This is a genomic window from Amycolatopsis sp. Hca4, from assembly GCF_013364075.1.
Classification (GTDB): domain Bacteria; phylum Actinomycetota; class Actinomycetes; order Mycobacteriales; family Pseudonocardiaceae; genus Amycolatopsis.
On sequence record NZ_CP054925.1, the window covers coordinates 5344206 to 5363307 of the forward strand.

At 72.4% G+C, this 19102-nt stretch carries 19 protein-coding genes; 5 read left to right on the forward strand and 14 right to left on the reverse strand.

Features of this window, described 5'->3' with window-relative positions; all coding sequences use genetic code 11:
* Nucleotides 1–3: 3 nt before the first annotated feature.
* Nucleotides 4–1560, reverse strand: coding sequence for a glutamine-hydrolyzing GMP synthase (gene guaA / locus HUT10_RS23465; RefSeq protein WP_176173210.1), 1557 nt, complete (start codon nucleotides 1558–1560; stop codon nucleotides 4–6).
* A gap of 109 nt (nucleotides 1561–1669) precedes the next feature.
* On the opposite strand from guaA, the gene HUT10_RS23470 reads away from it, so the two are divergent.
* From HUT10_RS23470 to HUT10_RS23480, 3 genes are all read left to right on the forward strand, one after another.
* On the forward strand, nucleotides 1670–2215 hold the full coding sequence (locus tag HUT10_RS23470) for a DinB family protein (protein WP_176173211.1): 546 nt from the start codon (nucleotides 1670–1672) through the stop codon (nucleotides 2213–2215).
* Nucleotides 2216–2326: 111 nt separating this feature from the next.
* Nucleotides 2327–3361, forward strand: a complete 1035-nt coding sequence (locus tag HUT10_RS23475) for an alcohol dehydrogenase catalytic domain-containing protein (RefSeq protein WP_176173212.1) — start codon at nucleotides 2327–2329, stop codon at nucleotides 3359–3361.
* A gap of 55 nt (nucleotides 3362–3416) precedes the next feature.
* Entirely contained in the window at nucleotides 3417–4862 is a 1446-nt protein-coding gene (locus HUT10_RS23480; protein WP_176173213.1) for an aldehyde dehydrogenase family protein, read from the forward strand.
* On the opposite strand, the gene HUT10_RS23485 is transcribed toward HUT10_RS23480, so the two are convergent.
* From HUT10_RS23485 to HUT10_RS23495, 3 genes are all read right to left on the reverse strand, one after another.
* Nucleotides 4859–6364 (reverse strand): FAD-binding oxidoreductase, encoded by a 1506-nt coding sequence (locus HUT10_RS23485; protein WP_176173214.1) that lies wholly within the window; start codon nucleotides 6362–6364, stop codon nucleotides 4859–4861. The genes HUT10_RS23480 and HUT10_RS23485 overlap by 4 nt on opposite strands.
* A gap of 72 nt (nucleotides 6365–6436) precedes the next feature.
* Nucleotides 6437–7144, reverse strand: coding sequence for a maleylpyruvate isomerase family mycothiol-dependent enzyme (locus tag HUT10_RS23490; RefSeq protein ID WP_176173215.1), 708 nt, complete (start codon nucleotides 7142–7144; stop codon nucleotides 6437–6439).
* 10 nt (nucleotides 7145–7154) lie between these two features.
* Nucleotides 7155–8864: a GMC family oxidoreductase gene (locus tag HUT10_RS23495; protein WP_176173216.1), complete on the reverse strand. Its 1710-nt coding sequence runs from the start codon at nucleotides 8862–8864 to the stop codon at nucleotides 7155–7157.
* Nucleotides 8865–9017: 153 nt separating this feature from the next.
* Between HUT10_RS23495 and HUT10_RS23500 the strand changes: the two genes are divergently transcribed.
* Nucleotides 9018–9212 carry a DUF397 domain-containing protein gene (locus HUT10_RS23500; protein WP_176173217.1) on the forward strand — a complete coding sequence of 65 codons (195 nt, stop codon included), beginning with the start codon at nucleotides 9018–9020 and terminating at the stop codon, nucleotides 9210–9212.
* On the opposite strand, the gene HUT10_RS23505 is transcribed toward HUT10_RS23500, so the two are convergent.
* The 5 genes from HUT10_RS23505 to guaB form a co-directional block, all read right to left on the reverse strand.
* On the reverse strand, nucleotides 9196–10329 hold the full coding sequence (locus HUT10_RS23505) for a GuaB3 family IMP dehydrogenase-related protein (protein WP_013222686.1): 1134 nt from the start codon (nucleotides 10327–10329) through the stop codon (nucleotides 9196–9198). The two genes, HUT10_RS23500 and HUT10_RS23505, sit on opposite strands and share 17 nt — an antisense overlap.
* 76 nt (nucleotides 10330–10405) lie before the next feature.
* A complete protein-coding gene (locus tag HUT10_RS23510) occupies nucleotides 10406–10882 on the reverse strand; it encodes a hypothetical protein (protein ID WP_176173218.1) in 477 nt (158 codons plus the stop codon).
* A gap of 2 nt (nucleotides 10883–10884) precedes the next feature.
* Complete coding sequence (locus HUT10_RS23515; RefSeq protein WP_176173219.1) at nucleotides 10885–11397, reverse strand: hypothetical protein; 513 nt, start codon at nucleotides 11395–11397, stop codon at nucleotides 10885–10887.
* 74 nt (nucleotides 11398–11471) lie between these two features.
* On the reverse strand, nucleotides 11472–11918 hold the full coding sequence (locus HUT10_RS23520; RefSeq protein WP_176173220.1) for a DUF3574 domain-containing protein: 447 nt from the start codon (nucleotides 11916–11918) through the stop codon (nucleotides 11472–11474).
* A gap of 115 nt (nucleotides 11919–12033) precedes the next feature.
* A complete protein-coding gene (gene guaB, locus HUT10_RS23525; RefSeq protein WP_176173221.1) occupies nucleotides 12034–13545 on the reverse strand; it encodes an IMP dehydrogenase in 1512 nt (503 codons plus the stop codon).
* Between the two features lie 140 nt (nucleotides 13546–13685).
* Here guaB and HUT10_RS23530 point away from each other — a divergent pair, with 140 nt between their 5' ends.
* Nucleotides 13686–14081, forward strand: coding sequence for a DUF5319 domain-containing protein (locus HUT10_RS23530; protein WP_003073549.1), 396 nt, complete (start codon nucleotides 13686–13688; stop codon nucleotides 14079–14081).
* A 66-nt stretch (nucleotides 14082–14147) separates the two neighbouring features.
* On the opposite strand, the gene HUT10_RS23535 is transcribed toward HUT10_RS23530, so the two are convergent.
* From HUT10_RS23535 to HUT10_RS23555, 5 genes are all read right to left on the reverse strand, one after another.
* Nucleotides 14148–15080, reverse strand: a complete 933-nt coding sequence (locus HUT10_RS23535; protein ID WP_176173222.1) for an anti-sigma-D factor RsdA — start codon at nucleotides 15078–15080, stop codon at nucleotides 14148–14150.
* Nucleotides 15081–15653: a sigma-70 family RNA polymerase sigma factor gene (locus HUT10_RS23540; RefSeq protein WP_026468912.1), complete on the reverse strand. Its 573-nt coding sequence runs from the start codon at nucleotides 15651–15653 to the stop codon at nucleotides 15081–15083.
* Between the two features lie 376 nt (nucleotides 15654–16029).
* Nucleotides 16030–16626 carry a response regulator transcription factor gene (locus tag HUT10_RS23545; protein ID WP_003073605.1) on the reverse strand — a complete coding sequence of 199 codons (597 nt, stop codon included), beginning with the start codon at nucleotides 16624–16626 and terminating at the stop codon, nucleotides 16030–16032.
* Between the two features lie 131 nt (nucleotides 16627–16757).
* A complete protein-coding gene (locus HUT10_RS23550; RefSeq protein ID WP_176173223.1) occupies nucleotides 16758–17714 on the reverse strand; it encodes a hypothetical protein in 957 nt (318 codons plus the stop codon).
* A 309-nt stretch (nucleotides 17715–18023) separates the two neighbouring features.
* On the reverse strand, nucleotides 18024–18968 hold the full coding sequence (locus tag HUT10_RS23555; protein WP_254897000.1) for a MerR family transcriptional regulator: 945 nt from the start codon (nucleotides 18966–18968) through the stop codon (nucleotides 18024–18026).
* Nucleotides 18969–19102: the final 134 nt, after the last annotated feature.

A 19102-nucleotide genomic window follows, 5' to 3' on the forward strand; every position in this document is an offset into this window, starting at 1 on the left:
AGGTCACTCCCACTCGATGGTGCCCGGCGGCTTGGACGTCACGTCCAGCACCACCCGGTTGACCTCCGCGACCTCGTTCGTGATGCGCGTGGAGATCCGCTCCAGGACGTCGTAGGGCAGGCGGGTCCAGTCCGCGGTCATCGCGTCCTCCGACGACACCGGCCGCAGCACCACCGGGTGCCCGTAGGTCCGGCCGTCGCCCTGGACGCCGACGCTGCGGACGTCGGCCAGCAGCACCACCGGGCACTGCCAGATGCTGCGGTCCAGGCCGGCCGCCGTCAGCTCCTCACGCGCGATCAGGTCGGCCGCGCGGAGGGTGTCGAGACGCTCCTGGTCGACCGCGCCGATGATCCGGATGCCCAGGCCGGGGCCGGGGAACGGCTGGCGCTGGACGATCGTCTCGGGCAGGCCCAGTTCCAGGCCGACCCGGCGGACCTCGTCCTTGAACAGCAGCCGCAGCGGCTCGACCAGCTCGAACTCGAGGTCGTCCGGCAGGCCGCCGACGTTGTGGTGGCTCTTGATGTTGGCCGTGCCCTCGCCGCCGCCGGACTCGACGACGTCCGGGTAGAGCGTCCCCTGGACCAGGAACTTGTAGTCGCCCTGGGCCTTGAGGTCGCGCTCGGCCTGCTCGAACACGCGGATGAACTCGCGGCCGATGATCTTGCGCTTCTGCTCCGGGTCGGTGACGCCGGCCAGCGCGTCGAGGAACCGCTCGCGCGCGTCGACGGTCACCAGGTTGACGCCGGTGGCGGAGACGAAGTCCTGCTCGACCTGGGTGCGCTCCCCCGCGCGCAGCAGGCCGTGGTCGACGAACACGCAGGTCAGCCGGTCGCCGATGGCCCGCTGGACCAGTGCGGCCGCCACGGCCGAGTCGACGCCGCCGGACAGGCCGCAGATGGCCCGGCCGTCGCCGATCTGCTCGCTGATCCGCTTGACCTGCTCTTCGACGATCGACGACGTCGTCCACTGCGGCTCGATCCCGGCGATGTCGCGCAGGAACCGGCGCAGCACCTCCTGGCCGTGCGGCGAGTGCGCGACCTCCGGGTGGTACTGCACGCCGGCGAAGCGACGCTCGACGTCCTCGAAGCCGGCGACCGCGGCGCCGTCGGAAGAGGCGGTGACGACCGCACCCTCCGGGGCCTTGGTGACGCTGTCGTTGTGGCTCATCCAGGCGGGCTGGTGCGCGGGCAGGCCGGCGTGCAGGACACCGCCGTCGCCGGTGACGCGGACCTCGGTGCGGCCGAACTCGCGCACGCCGGTCGGCTCGACGACCCCGCCGAGCGCGCTGGCCAGCAGCTGGTGGCCGTAGCAGATGCCGAACATCGGCACGCCGGCTTCGGTGAGCTTCGGGTCCATGCCCGGCGCGCCTTCGGCGTACACGCTCGAAGGGCCACCGGAAAGGATGATGGCCGCGGGGTTCTTCGCGAGGATCTCTTCGGTGGACGCGCTGTGCGGCACGACCTCCGAGTAGATCTGTGCCTCGCGGACGCGCCGGGCGATCAGCTGCGCGTACTGCGCCCCGAAGTCCACGACGAGAACCGGACCGGTGGGGTTGGGCACCTGGCGACCTCCTGGCAACGGTGGGTTTCGGTCTCCATCGTCCCAGGTGGGCCGGGTCACGCCGGATTCAGGGCCGGTGCTGTCCTCGACCGGGCCTACGGTGCCCGGTATGGCCGTGAACTGGACCGAGGAACTGACCGACCAGCTCGACTTCCACTGGAAGGTGCACACGCGCCCGAAGCTCGGAGGGCTCACCGACGAGGAGTACCTCTGGGAGCCGGTCCCGGGCTGCTGGACGGTGCGGCCGCGGAAGTCGGCCGACGAGCCCGGCTCGGGTCCGTTCACGATCGACTGGGCCTACCCCGAACCGAGCCCGCCGCCGGTCACGACGATCGCCTGGCGGCTCGGCCACCTCCTGGTCGGCGTGCTCGGCGCGCGGATCGGGTCGCACTTCGGCGGGGCGCCGATCGGCTACGACGACTACCCGTACCCGGGGACGGCCGCCGAAGCGCTTTCCGAGCTCGACGAGCTGTACGCGCAGTGGGTGGCCGGGGTGCGGTCACTCGACGACGAAGCGCTGGCGCGGCCGTGCGGCCCGGCGGAGGGCCCGTACGCCAAGTACCCGATGGCGACGCTGGTGCTGCACATCCACCGCGAGATGATCCACCACTGCGCCGAGGTGCTGCTGCTGCGCGACCTGTACCGGAGCCGGTAGCCGCGAAGGGGCCACGAAGTGCGGTGGCCGCGGGCATGGACGAAAATCCGGAGGCGCCACCGAAGTCGCACCCCGACGTTTGTCACGACCCGCCCAGGGAAGGCCCCCAGCATGCGAGCGACAGTCATCTACGGTGCCGGAGACGTGCGGGTCGAGACCGTCCCGGACCCGAAGCTGGTCGAGCCGACCGACGTCATCCTGCGGGTGGTGCGGTCCTGCATCTGCGGCAGTGACCTCTGGCCCTACGCCGACATGGCGCCGAGCGAACACGGCCGCCGGATCGGGCACGAGTTCCTCGGGATCGTCGAGGAGACCGGCGCCGACGTCACCACCGTCAAGAAGGGCGACCTCGCCATCGCGCCCTTCGTCTGGTCGGACAACACCTGCGTGTTCTGCCGCGAAGGCCTGCAGACGTCCTGCCTGCACGGCGGGTTCTGGGGCGCGAAGGGCGTCGACGGCGGGCAAGGCGAGGCGGTGCGCGTGCCGCAGGCCGACGGCACCCTCGTACCGGTGCCGCACACCGACGACGACGCGCTGCTGGCGTCGCTGCTCACGCTGTCGGACGTCTTCCCGACCGGCCACCACGCCGCGACGAAGGCGCGCGTGACGAGGGGCCAGAACGTCACCGTGATCGGCGACGGCGCCGTGGGCCTCTCCGCCGTCCTCGCCGCGAAGCGCCTCGGCGCCGAGCGGATCGTCCTCATGGGACGCCACCGGGCGCGGACCGACCTCGGCCGGGAGTTCGGCGCGACCGACGTCGTGGCCGAGCGCGGCGAGGAGGGCATCGAGAAGGTGCGGGAGCTGACCGGCGGCGAAGGCACCCACGCCGTCCTGGAGTGCGTCGGCACGAAGGCCGCGTTCGAGATGGCCATCGGCGCCGTGCGTCCCGGCGGCGCGGTCAGCCGCGTCGGCGTCCCGCAGTACGAGGAGGGCCCGATCGGCCCGGCGGTGTTCCGGCGCAACGTCACCGTCACCGGCGGCGTCGCCCCGGCCCGGCACTACATCCCCGAGCTGCTGCCGGACGTCCTCGAGGGCCGGTACCAGCCCGGCAGGGTCTTCGACCGCACCACCGACGTCGAGGGCGTGCCGGACGGCTACCGCGCGATGGCGGACCGCGAAGCGCTGAAGGTGCTCATCAAGCCATGACCCGTCCGGGTGGGGGTCATCCGAACGGGACCCCGCCCGCATTACGTTGGTACGCATGGACATGATCACCCCCGAGCCGCGCCCGGCCTGGATCGCCGGCCGCCCCGAAGCGGGCGCCACCACCCTCGTCGTGCACCACCCGTACGACGGCAGCGAGGTCGCCACGGTCGCCGTGCCCGGGCCGGACCAGGTCGAACGCGCGGTCGCGGCCGCGGTGTCGGTCGCCCGCGAGCTCCGCGGCACGCCGGCGCACGTCCGGGCGGGCGCGCTCGAGCACGTCTCCCGCGGGCTCGCCGCGCGCGCCGACGAGATCGCCGAGGTGATCACCGCCGAGAACGGCAAACCGCTCAAGTGGGCCGAAGCCGAGGTCAAGCGCGCGGTGTCGGTGTTCCGGATCGCCGCCGAGGAGGCCCGCCGCTTCACCGGTGACGTCCAGCGGCTCGACACCGACCCGGCGGGCGAGGCGCGGCTGGCGCTGACCCGCCGCGTCCCGCGCGGGCCGGTGCTCGGCATCGCGCCGTTCAACTTCCCGCTCAACCTGGTGGCGCACAAGGTGGCGCCGTCACTGGCGATCGGGGCGCCGATCATCGTCAAGCCGGCCCCGCGGACGCCGTTGTCGGCGCTGATCCTCGGCGAGCTCCTGGCCGAGACGGACCTGCCGGAAGGCGCGTTTTCCGTGCTGCCACTGGGAAACGAACAGACGCAGGCACTCGTCGCCGACCCGCGGCTGCCGGTCGTGTCGTTCACGGGGTCCGGCCCGGTCGGCTGGTCGCTGAAGGACGCCGCGCCGCGCAAGCACGTCGTGCTCGAGCTCGGCGGCAACGCGGCCGCCGTCGTGCTGCGCGACTGGCCCGATCCCGAAGGCGCCGCGCACCGGATCGCCACCTTCGGCAACTACCAGGCCGGCCAGTCCTGCATCGCGGTGCAGCGGGTGATCGTCGACGCCGCCGTGGCCGAGGAGTTCGTGCCCGCACTGGTGGAAGCCGTCGAGGCGCAGCGGACCGGCGACCCCTACGACCGCAACACCGACGTCGGCCCGGTGGTCGACGAAGCCGCCGCCGAGCGGATCGTGGCGTGGATCGACGAAGCCGTCGCCGCGGGCGCGAAGGTGCTCACCGGCGGCACCCGCGACGGCGCGACGGTCGCCCCGACGCTGCTCACCGACGTCCCGCCGGACACGAAGGCGTGGCGCGAGGAGATCTTCGGCCCGGTGCTCGCGGTGTCCGTTGTGGACGGTGTGGACGCGGCCTTCCGCTCGGTGAACGAATCGGCGTACGGCCTGCAGGCGGGCGTCTTCACCACCGACGTCCAGCTGGCGTTCCACGCGTCGGCCGAACTGGAGGTCGGCGGCGTGATCATCGGTGACGTCCCGTCCTACCGCGCCGACCAGATGCCCTACGGCGGCGTGAAGGGCTCCGGCGTCGGCCGCGAAGGCGTCCTCGCCGCGATGCACGACCTGACCGAGGAGCGCGTCACCGTCTTCACCGGCATCGACCTCTAGCTGACGACGCCCTGCCCGAACCGGAAGACGTTGAGCGGGTCGTACTTCTTCGCGACGTCCTGCAGCCGCTTGGCGTTGTCGCCGTAGTAGGCGGTCTTCCAGTCGGGCAGGGCCGGGTCGATGTAGTTGACGTACCCGCCGCCCGCGCCGGCGGCGGCGAGCCCGGCCACGACCTCGCCGACCGACTGCGTGACCTTCGCCCGGGTCTTCGCCGTCGCCGGCGCGTAGACCTGCACACTCGCCAGCGCGTCGCGGTGCCAGAACGCGGTGGCGTCCTTGGCCGGGCCGGCCACCGCGCCGCCGAGGCCGTCGACGAGCAGGTCCGTGCCCGCGCGGCCTTCGGCGACCGCGGCGAACTTCGCGGCGTCGACCGGTGCGGTGATCATCCGCGAGGAGGCGACGAACGACTGGCGGTTCGAGCTGCCCTCGAAGTACTTCATGGCGCCGAGGTAGTCCAGGGTCCGCACCACGCGCTGGGTCGGCCGGGCGCCCGCGTTGGTGGTCAGGTTGTTGAGCAGCGTGTTCAGCCCGGCGGTGTCCCCGACGTAGCAGCCGCCGACGCGGCACTGCACCGGCGACCCACCCGAGAGCACCAGGTTCGACCAGAGTTCCGGCGGCATCGCGGCGACCCACTGCTGCCACGCGGCGAGCACGTCGGCGCCGGATCCGGCCGGGAAGTGCAGCGAGAACACCGTCAGCTGCGGCGGCGCCGGATCGGTGTCGAAGGTGAACTCGGTGACGATGCCGAAGTTGCCGCCGCCCCCGCCGCGCAGAGCCCAGAACAGGTCCGGTTCGGAGCCGGCGGAAGCGGTGACGGTGCGGCCGTCGGCCACGACGACCTGGGCGGAACTCAGGTGGTCGCAGGTCAGGCCGTACTTGCGGGCGAGCACGCCGATGCCGCCGCCGAGGGTCAGGCCGGCGATCCCGACCGTCGGGCAGGACCCGGCCGGCAGCGCGCGCCCGGCCCGCGCGAGGGCGGCGTAGACGTCCTTCAGCTTCGCGCCGGCGCCGATCACGGCCTTGCCGCCCTGGACGTCGATCTTGTTCAGCGCGGCCACGTCGACGACCAGGCCGCCCTGGGGCACCGAGTAGCCGGCGTAGCTGTGGCCGCCGCTGCGTGCGGCGATGGTGACGCGCCCGGCGGCCGCCTTGACGCAAGCCTGGACGTCCTGGACGGTGGCCGCGGTGGCGACGGCGACCGGGTTGTTGCCGTCGAAGAGCTGGTTGAAGCCGTGCTTGGCGGTGTCGTAGCCGTCGGTGCCCGGGCGCAGCAGGCTGCCGGTCAGCTGGCTGCGCAGGTCGTCCCAGTTCGGCGGGCCGGTGGGCAGCCTGCTGGCCGGCGGCGTGGAGGTCGCGGGCGCCGGGGCGGTCGAGGCGACCGGGGCCGCGGGCTTCTCCGGGCCGCACGCGGCGGCGACGGCGCCGGCGGCCGAGACGCCCGCGATGCGCAGGAACGCCCTCCGGCCGACGCCGGGCCGCCCCTGGTCGTGCTCACTGTCCACAGCGGACTCCTCGGTGCCGGGGAGGCCCAGTGTAGAGCGGGCGCAAGGAGGTCACCGGGTGGAGCGGACCGATCACGCCCAGGCCGGGATCCGCGGCACGGCCCCATCGAGGGCGGCGCCGTCCGAGCGCCCGCTGAGCCAGGCCAGCAGCGCCCCGGCCGACCCGCGCACGGTCGCCTTCGGGGTGGCGCCCATGGTCCAGGTGAACCCGTCGGCGGCCAGGTGGAGGGCGGGCAGGTGCGCCCCGCGCGAGGTGATGGCGTGCTGCACGACGTCCTCGGTGAGCGGGCCGAGCAGCCCGAGCACCCGGTCGAGGTCGTAACCGCGATCGAGGTCGGCGAGGTGGATGGTGAGTTCGGACAGCCGCATCCGCGCGACGACGGTCCCGGTGACGGGAGCACCCTGCCGGTTCCGGGCTTCGCGCGCCCAGGCGTCATCCGGCATCGAGGCGGCGTACTGCTCGAACCGCCCGGCCGAGGCGACGAAGTCGGCGAGCAACTCACCGGCGGCCTGCTGGGAGCTGGTTTCGATGTCCTTGTCGCGGGCTTCGGGACTCGGGTACATCGGGGTCTCGACGCCGGTGTTCGCCCAGGTGAGGAGGTTCTGGAGGCCATCGGCGTTGCGCGCGAGGTGCGCGAGGACGTGGGCCCGCGACCAGCCGGGCAACGCGCTGGGAGCGCGCAGCTCGGGCTCGCCGAGGCCGCCGATGACCCGGGCCCATTCGTCGTCGAGCTTGCGGATGCCTGCGAGCAGAGCGTGTGCCTTCTCGGATGCCGTCACGGCGCTGAGTCTAGGACCGTCGCAAGGCCGCCGGGGCGTCCGCGGGGACCGCCGGGTTCTTCGGTGCGATCGGCTCCAACCGCACGTAAGGCGCGTCCTGCGAAGGCCGCAGGTCCTCCTCGCCCTTGTTCGGCCAGAGGGAGAACGCGCGCTCCGCCTGGGCCGTGATCGTCAGCGATGGGTTCACGCCCAGGTTGGCCGTGATCGCCGCGCCGTCCACCACCGACAAACCCGGGTAGCCGAACACGCGGTGGTACGGGTCGATCACGCCCTCCTCCGCCGTGGCGCCGATCGGGACGCCGCCGATGAAGTGGGCCGTCAGGGGGATGTCGAAGATCTCGCCCCACGTTCCGCCCGCGATGCCGCCGATGTGGTCGGCCGTGCGCTCGTTCGCCTCGTGGCCGGCCGGGATGAAGCTCGGGTTCGGCTCTCCGTGGCCCTGCTTCGACGTGTACTTGCGGCGTCCGAACAGCCCGCGGCGGGTGTACGTCGTGATCGAGTTGTCCAGGCTCTGCATCACGAGCAGGATCACCGTGCGCTCGCTCCAGCGGTAGCCGTTGAGCAGCTTCGCCGCCTGCACCGGGTGCTTGAGCATGAACGTGACCGCCTGCCGCCAGCGCGGCACCGGCGAGGCGCCGTCGGTCGCGATCGTCTGCAGCAGGCTCATCGCGTTGCTGCCCTTGCCGTAGCGCACCGGCTCGATGTGGGTGTTCTCGTCCGGGTGGATCGACGACGTGATCGCGACGCCGCGGCTGAAGTTCCGGCTCTCGTCGACCTCGGTCCGGGCCGCGCCGATGATCGCCTCGGAGTTCGTGCGGGTGAGCTCGCCGAGCCTGCGGGACAACCGCGGCAGCGTGCCCGTGTCCTTCAGCTTGTGCAGCAGGTTCTGGGTGCCCCACGTCCCCGCGGCGAAGACCACCTTCTCGGCCGTGATCGTCGTCCGGAAGCGGCGGGACGTCGTCCCCGTCTTCTTCAACGAGACCTCGTAACCGCCGTCGATCGGCCGCACCGAAGTCACCGTGGTCAGCGGGATGACGTGGGCGCCGTCCTGCTCCGCCAGGTACAGGTAGTTCTTGACCAGCGTGTTCTTCGCCCCGACGCGGCAGCCGGTCATGCACGAGCCGCACTCGGTGCAGCCCACGCGCTGGGGGCCGGCGCCGCCGAAGTACGGGTCCGCGACCCGCTCCCCCGGCTTGCCGAAGTACACCCCGACCGGCGTCGGGTGGAACGAATCCGCGACCCCCATGTCCTTCGCGACCTCGCGCATCACGACGTCCGACGGTGTGATCGTCGGGTTCGTGACCACGCCCAGCATCCGGCTCGCCTGGTCGTAGTGCGGGGCGAGCTCGGCCTCCCAGTCGGTGATGTGCGCCCACTGCCGGTCGCGGTAGAACGGCTTGAGCGGCCGGTACAGCGTGTTCGCGTAGACCAGCGAACCACCGCCGACGCCGGCGCCGGCCAGCACCATCACGTCGTTGAGCATGTGGATGCGCTGGATCCCGTAGCAGCCGACCTGCGGCGCCCACAGGTAGCGCTTGAGGTCCCACGAGGTCTTCGCGAACTCGTCGTCGGCGAACCGCCGGCCCGCCTCGACGACGGCTACCCGGTAGCCCTTTTCGGTGAGCCGCAGCGCCGCGACGCTGCCGCCGAACCCCGACCCCACCACGACGACGTCGTAGTCGGGGCCACCCGCACTGGTGGTGGTGTTACTGGCAGTCACACCTGGAGCGTAACTCCGGCTCCGCGTTCTGACCAGAGGTAAGTTACTCGCCGGTTATGGTTGTCGGACGACAACAGTGGGTAATCTCAATGGTGGTCGATGTCCACGTCGGCGAATCACCGCCGGTCGGGGCACAAGGGCGGGAGTCACCAGATGAGCCCACGAACGCTCACCGGTTGGCGCAAGTCGAGCCACAGCCACTTCGAAGAGAACGCCTGCGTCGAGATCGGCGGCGGTCCCGGCGTGGTCGGGGTCCGGGACACCAAACAGGCGGTGCCCCGGCCGGTCCTCGTCTACTCCACGGCCGCCTTCGCCGCGTTCCTCCGCCACCTCACCGCCGGACGGTGAGGCCCACCCGCTGGAACTCCTTGAGGTCCGAGTAACCCGTCTTCGCCATCGCGCGGCGGAGCGCCCCGAACAGGTTCACCACGCCTTCCGCGTCGGACGACGGCCCGAACAGCAGGGTCTTGAGGTCCACGGCGTAGTCGGGGCCCGCCGCCACGCGGGAGCGCGGCAGGGACGGGTGCGCCGCGGCCGCCGTCCAGTACAGGCCCTGCCCGGGCGCGTCGGAGGCGGCGGCCAGCGGTGAACCGAGCATGACGGCGTCCGCGCCGCACGCGATGGCCTTGGCGATGTCGCCCGACACCGTCATGCCGCCGTCGGCGAGCACGTGCACGTACCGGCCGCCGGTCTCGTCGAGGTAGTCGCGGCGGGCGGCCGCGGCGTCGATGATCGCGGTGGCCATCGGGACGCCGATGCCGAGCACGCGGTCGGTGCTCGTCACGCCCGGCGTGTAGCCGTGGCCGACGATGACACCGGCCGCACCGGTGCGCATGAGGTGCATCGCGGTGCGGTAGTCGCTGACGCCGCCGGCGATGACCGGCACGTCGAGGCGGCCGATGAACTCCTTGAGGTTCAGCGGCTCGGCGTCGCGCTGGACGTGCTCGGCGGAGATGATCGTGCCCTGCACGACCAGGATCTCGACGCCGGCCGCGATCAGGTCCGGGGTCAGCTCGGCGGCGTGCTGCGGGCTGACGCGCGCGGCCACCGTGACGCCGGACTCGCGGACCGTCTTGATCGCCTCGGTGAGCAGGTCGAGCCGGATCGGCGCGGCGTGCAGCTCCTGCAGCACGCGGCCGACCGCGGTCGGGTCCTCGAGGTCCTCGGCCGCGCGGACCAGCTGGAAGATGGCGTCCTCGACGTTCGCGTGCCGCGCCCAGAGACCCTCGGCGTTGAGCACGCCCAGGCCGCCGAGCTCGCCGACGGCGACCGCGGTGCCGGGCGAGACGATCGCGTCGGTCGGGTGCGTGACGAGCGGCAGGTCGAAGCGGTAGGCGTCGATCTGCCAGGAGGTGGACACCACCGAGGACGAGCGAGTCCGCCGCGACGGCACGATCTCGACGTCGTCGAGGTCATACGCCCGCCGCGCGGTGCGGCCCATCCCGATCTCGACCAGGTCCCGCACGTGAAGCCTCCTCCGCCGACGACAATCTGCCGTGCCCCATTGTCGCTAGGCCGCGTGGGTGACCCGCGCACGGGGGTTACAACAGCAGCAACACGGGCAGTGCGCCCGCCCCCAGGGCCACCGCCGTGCTCACCGCCGCGACCACTCGACGGCCGCTGTCGGCGACGAGGACCAGCGCACCGGCCAGCAGCCCGGCCCCGAACAGCGCGGCCAGGAGGATCCGGAGGACCTCGGCGTCGACCGGCACGCGGTGCCGGTCGACCTCGATCGCCCGCACCGCCCGCCCGACTTCGGAGATTTCCAGCAGGACCGGCTGCGCCGGCCGCAGGTCGAAGTTCTTGTCGTGGCCCGAGGCCTCGAGGCGCTCGCCGGATGCCGTCCGCAGGACGAGGCGGTAGGCGGCCGGCTCACCCGGCGGCGCCCGGTGCCGCGCCACCACGACAGCCTCTTCGCGCTCGACCGGCCCGGCCGCCTCGAGCAGCCAGCACGTCGCGGTGGTCAGCACGGCCCCGGCGGCCAGCCCGCACAGCGCGGCCGGCAGTCCCCTGTCCACGGCTACACCCGCACGAACACCGCGACCGGCGCCAGCAGCGCGCCCAGCGCGAGGGCCAGCCAAGTCGCCACCGGCGGGTACACGTTGAGCCGGACCGCGCCGAAGTACACCGCGCCGAGCGCCAGCAGGCTGGCGACGATCAGCAGGACCGGGCGGACCACGCCCGGGCGCAGGTCGACCACGCTGCCGCCCGCGCGCAGGTAGGCGATGCTGCCGTCAGCCGTCGAGACGTCGAGCGTCACCGGCTGGCCGACCGGGAGGTCAAGGCCGGAATCCACCGCCGTGACGCGGTAGTTCCGGCCGCCCGCGGCGTCGACCTCGACGGTGTGGCTCTCCGCGTCCTGGTAGCCGCCCACCGGGAGCTCGCCGCGCGTGTGGGACACCACGTGCCCCTCGACGCGGTAGGTCGGCGCGTCGCGCCCGGCCAGGACCTGGCACATCAGGCACACCACGCCGCCGAGGAAGAGGGACACCAGGGCGACGGCCGTGAAGAACCCTCTGCGCAGGACCGTCATGTGTCCTAGTGCACACCACGACTGCCACGCAAGGCGATAGGCCGATTACCGTAAGCACGCTAGGTCACCGGAACTCAGAACGAGACCTTCTCCACGGAATCCGAACGCAGTACCGACTCCTGCCGGAACTGCTTCTTGTAGTCGGCGCGGACCTCTTCGATCTGCCGTTCGGCGTCCCGGTTCGCGAACGGGTAGAGCAGCACGATCACGTGCGTGTGCTCCCGCACGATCGTCCCCGACCCGCCGCGCCACTGGCCGCTGCCGTCGAGGCGGGTGAAGCCGTCCGGGAACGCCGGGGTGATCTCGCGGTCGGAGAACTCCGCGAACTCCTTGTCGGTCACCTCGGTGCCGTCCGGCTTGGCGGTGCCGAAGAACAGCTCGGTGCGCTTCCAGATCTCCCCGGGAGACGACACCTGGACCGTCTGCGCGGTGCTCGGAGCCGCCGACGCCGCTACGCCGCCGCCGAGCCCCAGAACCGCCGACGCGGCCGCCACCGCCACCACCCGTCGCGAAACCGCCATTCCGCTGCCCTCCTCGATCGCTGGAAACCCAGTTTCGCGATCGAGGAGGGCCGGCGGAATGTCCGATCGGGCTGTCTCAGCAGGTGGGTGTCACAGTGGGCGCTTCCCCCAAGACCTAGCGGGTCGTGTAGTTGGGCGCTTCCACGGTCATCGTGATGTCGTGCGGGTGGCTCTCCTTGAGCCCGGCCGCGGTGATCCGGACCAGCTGCGCCTCCTGCAGCTGCGCGATCGTCTCGGCACCCGCGTACCCCATGCCCGCGCGCAGGCCGCCGACCAGCTGGTGGACGACGTTGGCCAGCGGGCCGCGGAACGGGATCCGGCCCTCGATGCCCTCGGGGACCAGCTTGTCCTCGTTGAGCACGTCGTCCTGGGCGTAGCGGTCCTTCGAGTAGGACTTGCCCTGGCCGCGGGACTGCATCGCGCCCAGCGAGCCCATGCCGCGGTAGACCTTGAACTGCTTGCCGTTGACCAGGATCAGGTCGCCCGGCGACTCGGCGGTGCCGGCGAGCAGGCTGCCCAGCATCACCGTGGACGCGCCGGCCGCGATGGCCTTCGCGATGTCGCCCGAGTACTGGATGCCGCCGTCGCCGATCACTGGGATGCCTGCCGGGCGCGCGGCCTGGTCGGCCTCGTAGATGGCCGAGATCTGCGGGACGCCGACACCCGCCACGATCCGGGTGGTGCAGATGGAGCCGGGGCCGACGCCGACCTTGATGCCGTCCGCGCCCGCGTCGACCAGCGCCTGCGCGCCGGCCCGGGTCGCGACGTTGCCGCCGACGATGTCGACCGACTCGCCCAGCTCCTTCTTCAGCAGCGAGACCGTTTCGACGACCGAGCGGGAGTGGCCGTGCGCGGTGTCGACCATCAGCACGTCGACGCCGGCTTCGGCGAGCGTCATCGCGCGCTTGTGCCCGTCGACGCCGACGCCGACCGCGGCGCCGACGATGAGCCGGCCGTCCGGGTCCTTCGTCGCCTTCGGGTACTGCTCGGTCTTCACGAAGTCCTTGACCGTGATCAGGCCGCGGAGCTTGCCCGCGCCGTCGACGATCGGCAGCTTTTCGATCTTGTGCCGGCGCAGCAGGCCGAGCGCGGCGTCCGCCGACACCCCGACCTGGGCGGTGACCAGCGGCGCCTTCGTCATCACCTCGGACACCGGGCGGCTGTGGTCGACCTCGAACCGCATGTCGCGGTTGGTGATGATGCCCACCAGCGTCCCGGCCGCGTCGGTCACCGGCACGCCGGAGATGCGGAACTTCGCGCACAGGGCGTCGACCTCGGCCAGCGTCGCGTCCGGCGAGCAGGTGACCGGGTCGGTGACCATGCCGGCCTCGGACCGCTTGACGACCTCGACCGCGGCGGCCTGCTCGTCGATCGGCAGGTTGCGCTGGAGGACGCCGATGCCGCCCTGGCGGGCCATCGCGATGGCCATCCGCGCCTCGGTGACGGTGTCCATCGCCGCGGACACCAGCGGGATGCCGAGGGTGATGTTCCGGGTCAGCCGGGAGCTCGTGTCGACGGTGCTCGGCACGACGTCCGATTCGGCCGGCAGCAGCAGCACGTCGTCGAAGGTCAGGCCGAGCATGGCGAACTTGGCCGGAACGGGGGCGGAGATGCCGTCGCTGGTCATAGCGGGTGAAGGGCCTTCCTGGCGCGGGATGAGCGTGTCGCTGTGTTCGATCAACGGCGACTCGGAGCCTTCCCCTCATGATATCCGCCGCTCGCCGCCCGCCCCGGGCGGTGGGCGGGCCGGCGGGGCCGCCGGGTACCGTGCAGGCCGTGGCGCACGATGTCCTGCCTCCAGACCCGTTCGCGGACGACCCGGACGACCCGGCCCGCGCATTCGGAGACCCCGAGGACCGGCTGGACGAGCCGATCAGCGACTCCGAACGCACCGAACTGCTGGCCGATCTCTCGGATCTGGCCGTCTACCAGGCCCTGCTCGAACCCCGCGGTGTCCGCGGGATCGTCGTCGACTGCGGTGAGTGCGACGAACCGCACTACCACGACTGGCACCTGCTGCGCGCCAGCCTGGAGCAGCTGCTGGCCGACGGCCGGATGCGGCCGCACGAGCCCGCCTACGACCCGAACCCCGGCGACTACGTCAGCTGGGACTACTGCCGCGGGTTCGCCGACGGCGTAACGGCCAACGAGAGCGCCTACTGAGCGCCTCCCCACAAGACGAAGAAAAGCCCTGGTGAGTTTCCTCACCAGGGCTTTTCGCTGTCCGTCCTACGGCGTCTCGCCGACGCCCTGCGACTGGCCACCCGAGGACTCGCTGCGCGGCGTGCCCGGCTCGTTCCCGGTGGCGCCGGTGGTGGTCGGCGGTGCCGGGCTCGTGGTCGGGGGCGGCGTGGTGGTCGGCGGCGGGGGCGTCGGGGTCGCGCTCGCGCTGCCCGGCAGGCTCGTGGTGCCGCTGCCGCTGCCCGGGAGCGACGACGCCGAACCGGCCGGCGGCACCTGGCTCGACGGGGCGCCCGGCGACGGCGTCGGAACCGAGGTCTGGATCGGGCCCTGTACCGGTGCCTCCGGGTTCTGCAGCTGCGCGGCGAGCTGCCGGTGCTGCTCCATCAGCTGGTCGCGGTTCTCCTCGTCGGTCACCTGCGACAGGGCGGCCTGGGCGTCCTGGAGGGCCTGGCGGGCGGCGTCGAGGTTGCCGCCGGCGATGGCGAGGTTGGCTTTTTCGAGGTCGAGCTTCGCCGTGGCGGCCGCCTCGACGGAACGGGTGTGGTCGGCGTACAGGACCTTCGCGAGGCCCCACAGCGTGTCGCCGGGCTGCGCGGAGCGCGCGGCCAGCCCGGTGCCGGTGAACGCGATCGCCAGCACGGCGGCGGCGACGGCGACCGGGACGAGCAGCCTGCGGCGGCGTCCGCTCGAAGCGTGCCGCTTGGCCATGGCGGCGGTACTGACGGTGCGCACGGCGGTGTCGACGTCGACGAGCTCGGCCAGCGGCTCGCTGTCGATGTCTCTTCGCCACGCCACCAGCAACGCGTTGAGCTCCTGGTCGCCGAGACCGTCGGCCAGTGCCGGGTCGGATCCGCCCAGCGCGTCGAGCAGCGCGTCATCGGCTTGGACGGCCGACAGGTCGGCGGCGAACTCCGCCTCCGACGCCGTCAGGCCACTGCCGAAGACGTCGTCCGGATCGAATCTCTCGTGACCGGTCACTCAGATCACCTCCTCCGCGGCCAGGACCTTTCTCAGCCGCGCGAGGGCGCGGTGCTGGGCGACGCGGACGGCGCCGGGGGTGGAGCCGACCGCATCCGCGGTCTCCTCCGCCGACAGGCCGACGACCACGCGCAGCACCACGATCTCCCGCTGCTTGTCCGGCAGCACCTGCAACAACTGGGACATCCGCTCGTTCAGCTCACCTTGCAGCGCCCGCTGCTCGGGACCGACCCCGCCCTCGACCTCGTCGGGGATCTCGGCCACCGGTTCGGCTCGGTTGCGCGCCGCCGCGCGGTGCGCGTCGGCGACCTTGTGCTGGGCGATCCCGTAGACGAAGGCCAGAAAAGGGCGGCCTTGATCGCGGTACGAGGGCAATGCCGTTAGCACCGCGAGACACACCTCCTGCGCAACGTCGTCCGCCGAAGCGAACGATCGCTCCTGCCTGCCAACCCGGGCGCGGCAATACCGCACTACCAGTGGACGGATAGCCGCCAGCAGCCGCTCCACTGCCTGGGGATCTCCCTCGACAGCAGCGGCGACCGGCTCATCCAGTCCATCCCCCACATTGGCCATCGCAGACAACAGTCCCAGTGTTACGTGTAGGTGTGCAGAGAACCCGGCCCGTGGTCGCCTCCACCGCGCACCGGTGACCGTTACCGTACCGTCGGCTCCCACCGGACCGGCGCGCGCGGTGCACCCGGGCGCGCCGCGGCGGCGGGGGCCGCGAAAATACGGTTCACTCTGCAGACCCGCGGTCCGGGTCGCCGTTTCAACGAGCGAGCCCGGTTGCGGGTACGAGATCCGCCGGAGGGGCGGGGTGGTGAGGCGGGGATCCGCCACGTCGAACGCCGGACCGTGATGGGGACCACACGGGTGCGGGCCAGGGCGGAACGCCCTGGCCCGTCGTCACCTGGGAACCGGCCGTGTCAGGAACGGGGAGAGCGGCAGGTCAGCTGACCAGGCCGCGGCGGAAGCCGTGCGCGACGGCCTGCGCGCGGTCGCGCACGCCGAGCTTGCGGAACAGGCGCCGGGCGTGCGTCTTGACCGTGTCCTCGGACAGGTAGAGCTCGCGGCCGATCTGGCCGTTGCTCTTGCCCTGGCTCATCCCGCGGAGCACCTGAAGCTCGCGCTCGGTCAGCTGGACGCCCGGGTCGGACGGCTGACGGGGCGCGGGCACCGAGGTGCTCGCCAGGGTGTGGGCCAGCGCGGCGACCAGCTCCGGCCGGGACGCGTCCCAGCGGAGGTAGCCGCGGGCACCGCCGGCGATCGCGGCGGCGATGCTGCCCGCGTCGTCCGGGGCGCCGAAGACGATGACGTTCGCCTGGGGGTTGGCCGAGACGAGCCGCCGGGTGGCTTCGACACCCGTCGGGACCGCGCGCTGCGTCCCGACCAGCACGACGTCGACGGGCTGACGGGAGTACCGGGCCAGCAGCTCGTCACCGTGCGCTACGCAGTCGATGCGACTGACCCCAGGGACCGCGGACATCACTCGGGTGAGCCCTTCGCGGACACTGCGTCGGTCGTCGCAGATCAAGACCGTCGTCACGGGGTTTCCTTCCTGCAGCCGGGTGACATTCCACTTCCCCTATCGGACGCTTTAGCCCGAACCTTGACACGATCCGGTGGCTTTTTTTGAACTTTCTTAGCCCGGATGCCGGAACACCCCATTCCGACGGCTCAACCACCCGGGACGGGGACCCATGGTGATTCCCCCGCAACCCTCCTCCCGCAAGGATCTGCGCTTCGTAACACTGCGTGCAACACCTGCGCCACTCTGAATCGATACTCCTCGGCGTGTCCTGGGCGCAGGTCGGCCGCGACGAGCGCCGCCGGCCACGAAAGTGAAAGGAGTTCGCATTCCTCCGCGGTGGCCATTGCATTTCCGACAAGCTCGTCCGAAATCTTCCGGTGATCGGGATCCCCGGCCGCGCTCAGCGCGACGGCCAGCACAATCCCGGATTTCACGGTGTGCCGCCGGGCACCCCGGGCGCGCGCGGTTTCGAAAGCGACCCGGGCGTGCGGCACGGCGGCGGCGCCCTGACCTGCGGCGAGTTCGATTTCGGCGCCCACCCAGCCGCGACGCACGGTGGCCCGCCAGCCGTGGTCGGCGGCGGCGGCCCGTTCGGCGAGGCGACGGGCGGCGGTGAGGCGGCCGAGGGCGAGGTTGTCGGCAGCGAGGCCGAGGAGGGCGTCAGCCAGGGCGCCGGGGGCGTCGAGACCGTCGGGGTCACGGCCGGTCGCGGCTGCTTCCGCACTGGATGCAACCGGCTCGCGGCCGGCGGCGGTCCGCGGGCGGGGAGTGGCCGCCTCCGGCTCGGGGCCGTCGGGGTCGGGCTTGGTGGCCAGGTGGGCGACCTTGGCGAAGGCCTCGCCGTCGAGGGCGCGGGCGCGGCGGTGCCCGCCCAGCTGCCGCCGGTGGGAGGCGAGGGTGCTCGCGGCGAGGGAGGCGGTCACCGGGTCGCGCCCGCGCCGGAGGGAGTCCAGGAGCGTGGCCGCGGCGGCGTAGCGGCCTTGCGCGCCGAGGACGACGGCGGCGAGCAGCCGTTCCCGCGGGCGGCCGGAGCCGCGCGCGACCGCGGGACCGGGCAGCGGGCCACTCCCGAACGCGGCGGCCCTCAGGGCGGGTTCGTGCACCCGTCCTTTCTAGCGGTTTACACCGACAAAAACATGATCGAAGTGCCGCCAGGGCCCGGACAGTCGTGCCCCACCCATCCCTGGGGGCTGACCCCGGTCCAGTCTATCGGCCGGTTCCGACAAAACCGGCGGATCGCGGGGCCGGCGCCGAAGCTGTCCACAGCCCGGCTGCGATGTGGACAACCGCCGGGCCGCTGCTTACCGCCGGGTCACCGGCCACCGCGAACCACCACCGCCGGGCCACCGGCCACCGCGAACCACCACCGCCGGGCCACCGGCCACCGCGAACCACCACCACCGCCCCAGCGACTACCGCCGGGCGCCGACCAGGACGTGCTCGATGCGGTCCGCCGCGGCCGGCAGGTCCGTGAGCAGCTCCACCTTGTCCGGCAGCGACCCCGCGTCCCAGCCCGGGCCGCACGCGAACAACCGGCTGCGCTGCCTCCCCCGCGAGACCCTCGCGAACAGCCGTGCGTCCGCCACCCCGCGGCCGTTGGCCCACAGCACCACCGCCGCCGGTGCGCTGCGGCGGACCGCCACCGCCAGCACCTCCGCCGGCAGCGGCACCCCGAACAGCTGCGCGCCGATGCGCCGGCCGGCCAGGGAGGCCGCCAGCGCGTACATCGGCATCGAGTCGCGCTCGTCCGGGACGCAGCCGAGGAGGACCGGGCGGGTGTTGCGGGGCTCGTCGAGCACCGGGGTCGCGCGGACCAGTGCCGCGAACACGCACTCCGCGAGCAAGTACTCCACCTCCGCCCCCGCGCTCGCGCCGCGCCACCGGGCTCCGAGCGCCGACAGGACCGGCTCGATCACGCCCGTCCACGCCGGGAGCACCCCCAGCTCGGCGATGGTGTCGGCGAGCATCCGCTGGACCGCGCCGACGTCCATCGCCAGTGCCGCCGTGCTCAGGCGGCGGGCCAGGCGGGAGCGGACCTCGTGACCGTCGTCCCCGACCGCGGACTCCGACGGCGAGGCGGGCTCCTCCGGCTGGGGCGGCCCGGAACGCGGGATCTGCTCCAGGGCGTAGCGCGCCGCCTCGGCCGTCGACGCGCCGCTCAGCAACGCACGCTGCATCAGTTCGAGGCGGCCGATGTCGGAGGTGCCGTAGCGGCGGTGGCGGCCGTCCGTGTGGCGGCTGGGCCCCAGTCCGTAGCGGCGGTCCCAGGTTCGGAGGGTGGACGGCGCGACCCCGAGCCGGCGGGCGACCGAGGCCACCGGCAGGGTGGGTTCTTCGGTGCCCGACCCAGCTCCCACGAGCCTCAATATCCAGGCACCCAGCGCCGTCGGCAACCGGAGGCGAAAGCCCTGCTCACACATCCGGGGGATGCCTAACGGCTGAATCGAACCGAATCGCTTGAACAACTATTGGCGCGCTTCTAACGTTACCG

Coding starts and splice junctions, on each gene's coding strand:
- HUT10_RS23480 (WP_176173213.1), top strand. CDS start 3,417: ATGGACATGATCACCCCCGAGCCGCGCCCGGCCTGGATCGCCGGCCGC.
- HUT10_RS23475 (WP_176173212.1), top strand. CDS start 2,327: ATGCGAGCGACAGTCATCTACGGTGCCGGAGACGTGCGGGTCGAGACC.
- guaB (WP_176173221.1), bottom strand. CDS start 13,545: ATGACCAGCGACGGCATCTCCGCCCCCGTTCCGGCCAAGTTCGCCATG.
- HUT10_RS23515 (WP_176173219.1), bottom strand. CDS start 11,397: ATGACGGTCCTGCGCAGAGGGTTCTTCACGGCCGTCGCCCTGGTGTCC.
- HUT10_RS23470 (WP_176173211.1), top strand. CDS start 1,670: ATGGCCGTGAACTGGACCGAGGAACTGACCGACCAGCTCGACTTCCAC.
- HUT10_RS23540 (WP_026468912.1), bottom strand. CDS start 15,653: ATGGCCAATGTGGGGGATGGACTGGATGAGCCGGTCGCCGCTGCTGTC.
- HUT10_RS23500 (WP_176173217.1), top strand. CDS start 9,018: ATGAGCCCACGAACGCTCACCGGTTGGCGCAAGTCGAGCCACAGCCAC.
- HUT10_RS23520 (WP_176173220.1), bottom strand. CDS start 11,918: ATGGCGGTTTCGCGACGGGTGGTGGCGGTGGCGGCCGCGTCGGCGGTT.